Annotated in this window: 3 protein-coding genes; 2 read left to right on the forward strand and 1 reads right to left on the reverse strand. The window is 40.2% G+C overall.

The window, feature by feature from the left end; genetic code table 11:
* Positions 1 to 639: 639 nt before the first annotated feature.
* Both gldA and metK read left to right on the forward strand, forming a co-directional pair.
* Positions 640 to 1,551 carry a gliding motility-associated ABC transporter ATP-binding subunit GldA gene (gene gldA / locus Q8907_14470; GenBank protein ID MDP4275476.1) on the forward strand — a complete coding sequence of 304 codons (912 nt, stop codon included), beginning with the start codon at positions 640 to 642 and terminating at the stop codon, positions 1,549 to 1,551.
* A gap of 154 nt (positions 1,552 to 1,705) precedes the next feature.
* Positions 1,706 to 2,974, forward strand: coding sequence for a methionine adenosyltransferase (gene metK / locus Q8907_14475; GenBank protein MDP4275477.1), 1,269 nt, complete (start codon positions 1,706 to 1,708; stop codon positions 2,972 to 2,974).
* A gap of 314 nt (positions 2,975 to 3,288) precedes the next feature.
* On the opposite strand, the gene Q8907_14480 is transcribed toward metK, so the two are convergent.
* On the reverse strand, positions 3,289 to 3,544 hold a 256-nt coding region (locus Q8907_14480; GenBank protein ID MDP4275478.1), incomplete at its 5' end, for a hypothetical protein.

Consider the following 3,544-nt stretch of genomic DNA (forward strand, 5'->3'; position numbering starts at 1 on the left):
TCTGACATTTATTATTAGCGCAGCGTAAACAACATTCCGCTTTGGCTGCGCACCGTTCAAGCGCATTCGCCTACTGGCGAAGGAGCGCGTTTGCGCAGCCAAGAGTTTTTGGTTCCTTTTTTCGACAAAAAAGGAACATATAAAATTTAAACTATAAACCCAACCTTCTATTTCACCAAATACTTGTCTCTAATTGAATCCATGAGTAAAAAACGAGTTGAGCGCATTCGCTTATTGGGAAAGTTGCTAGTTTTTTTCGACAAGTCTTTTTTTGGCACCGTTAGTGACGACAAAAAGTGTCAATTAAATGTAAAGTATCCATTAAAATAAGTTTTATGTTTTTTGGAGTTCGTTTTTTTTATTGCCACAATTATTCTACTCCCCAAATTTATTACCGCGGGATCAGAGTTATTAATATAAATTCCGAAGGAATGACAGCGTGCCATCATTTTTGTTATTCGGCAAAGTTGTAGAATCATCTTTTTACGGTTGAGTACAATCAAGTTACCAGGAGAACCAGGTATACTTCTTTAAGCTTTTGTGGTAAATTTTTTTTCGCTGATAAACACAGGGATTAAAAACTAAAAAATGAGAAAAATAAATAGTTAAATTTGCGTGGTTTTTTTCAAAAATTAAGATATGTCGATAATTGTAAAGCATGTGTCCAAAACTTATGGCAGCCAGAAAGCATTGGATGATGTGAGTTTTCAAATTGGTTCGGGCGAAATAGTTGGTTTCATTGGCCCTAATGGCGCGGGAAAATCAACCATGATGAAAATTATTACCGGATTTCTGCCTGCTTCATCGGGGGATGTATGGGTCAATGATATTCATGTCCTGGACGATACGATAGAAGTACGCCGCCATATTGGTTATCTCCCTGAAAACAATCCGCTTTATCCCGATATGTACGTCAGGGAATACCTGGAATTTGTTGCCGGCATTTACGACCTTGGAAAAGACAAAACAGCGAGGATAGATGAAATAATTCAAAAAACCGGCCTTGAAGTTGAACAAAGAAAAAAAATTGGCGCTTTGTCAAAAGGATACCGTCAACGGGTAGGACTGGCACAGGCCTTGATTCATAATCCTTCCATTTTGATCCTTGATGAGCCTACCTCAGGCCTTGATCCCAACCAGATTGTTGAAATCCGCAACCTCATCTCCGAATGCGGCAAGGAAAAAACGGTGATCCTTTCCACCCATATCATGCAGGAGGTGGAAGCTATCTGCGACAGGGTAATCATCATCAATAAAGGAAAAATTATTGCCAATGATTCCGCCCAAAATATGCACCAGCATACTGCCGAGAAGTTTTTAACCACGATGGTTGAATTTAACGGGGATATTGACGAGAATGAATTACTCAATCTTCCCGGCGTAAATAAGGCAGCCAAACTGAAAAACAACCAATGGCTGGTACAAAGCAGTCCCGATCATGACGTGCGCCAGGATATCTTTAACCTGGCTGTGGCTAAAAACCTGGCTGTTCTTTCCATGCAGAAGCATGAGAAAAATCTGGAGGAAATTTTTCAGGAGTTGACCCGTTAATTTTTTGTGCAATAAAAAATTTGTAATAATTTTGTGCCCAATATATGTGGAAAAATTTGATTGATTGCAACCACAGAAAAAAATGCTAAAACAATACTTCTGCACAATCAACCCTAGATTTCCCTTCAAATTCATTTAATTTAATTTTATAGACATGGGATATTTATTTACGTCTGAATCGGTTTCTGAGGGACATCCCGACAAAGTTGCCGATCAGATTTCTGATGCTTTAGTTGATGAATTTCTTAGACGTGACCCCGAATCAAAGGTGGCTTGTGAAACTTTGGTTACAACGGGTTTGGTTGTCCTGAGCGGTGAGGTCAGGACTAAGGCTTATGTTGATGTACAGACGGTTGCCCGTAACGTGATTAAGGAAATCGGCTATAACAAGGCCGAGTATATGTTTGATTCAGATTCCTGTGGCGTTATTTCTTCCATACATGAACAGTCGCCTGATATCAATCAGGGGGTGGTCAGGGCAAAAGAAGAGGAGCAGGGCGCCGGCGACCAGGGCATGATGTTTGGTTATGCCTGCAAAGAAACCGACGAATACATGCCTTTGCCCATTGAGCTGGCTCATTTGCTGGTAAAGGAATTATCGACCATCCGCCGCGAAGGTTTATTTATGACTTATCTCCGCCCGGATTCCAAATCACAGGTAACCATTGAATATGGCAAGAACAATAAACCTGAAAGAATACATACCATTGTGGTTTCGACCCAGCATGATGATTTTGACGAGGATGAGGAAATGCTGGCCGTCATCAAGAATGACGTCAAGAATATTCTGATCCCCAGGGTGATTGCCCAGCTTCCTGAAAGGATTCAGCATTTGTTTAATGATAAAATTATTCTTCATGTCAATCCTACCGGTAAGTTTGTAATTGGCGGCCCTCACGGGGATACCGGCCTGACCGGCCGTAAGATTATTGTTGATACTTATGGCGGCCGGGGTGCTCATGGCGGCGGTGCTTTTTCCGGAAAAGATTCCTCCAAGGTTGACCGCTCAGCTGCTTATGCAGCCCGTCATATTGCCAAGAATGCCGTTGCAGCGGGACTTGCTGATGAAATGCTTGTTCAGGTAGCCTATGCAATCGGATTGGCCGATCCGGTAGGCTTGTATGTCAATACCAACGGGACTTCGCACGTGAAAATTTCGGATGCCGAAATAGCCATCAAGTTGAATAAATTATTCGATATGCGGCCCAATGCCATTGTAAAACGTTTCGGATTGAAGAACCCGATTTTCAAGGCTACTGCTGCTTTCGGGCACATGGGACGTACCCCTTACAAGGAAAAAGTTGCCCTGTTTCCTCATGCCAACGGAAATGGAAACGGAACTCCTGAATTTAAAGAAGCCGAATTTTTTGGCTGGGAAAAACTCGATTATGTCGATGCCATCCGCAGCGAATTCAATATTTAAAAAATATTTAAAGCTTTCTGGCCCCGAAGATTTTTCTTCGGGGTTTTTTGTCGTTTTAAAATCAAATTGTTTTGTTATGTTTAGATGAAAATTTGTATTTTCCAGAAATTAAAAAAACAGAAATATTTTCTATATCATGAATTTTACAAATTACATCTGGAACTTATATAAAAATTCATCAGAAGGGGAAAAATCTATTCAACTCTTCGAAAAAGGGGATATTAAAAAACTGTTTGAAAAATATTCTTTTGATTATTCATTGAAGTTTTGTGACTAAATATTTCCCTGAACGGAATAAAATTAAAGTCATTGATTTATTGTCCTTTAATCCCACATTCTTTATCAGGGGTTAAAACAGGCCGATGATTCATTAAAAAGTTCCAGGACTTTCCTCCGCGAAGCGTAAAAAACAAAATCCTTATTGACTGCGTACTGTCTGAATGAAGCCGACGCCAGGAGGCGTAATGAGTTGACGCAGTCACAGTCTTTTTTGTAAACTTTTTGTGACGACAACTAAGCGAAGCGATCTCATTCTCCTGTATTTTATGGAGAATAAAAAGTTTGAATAAA

Source organism: Bacteroidota bacterium, from assembly GCA_030706565.1.
Classification (GTDB): Bacteria; Bacteroidota; Bacteroidia; order Bacteroidales; family JAUZOH01; genus JAUZOH01.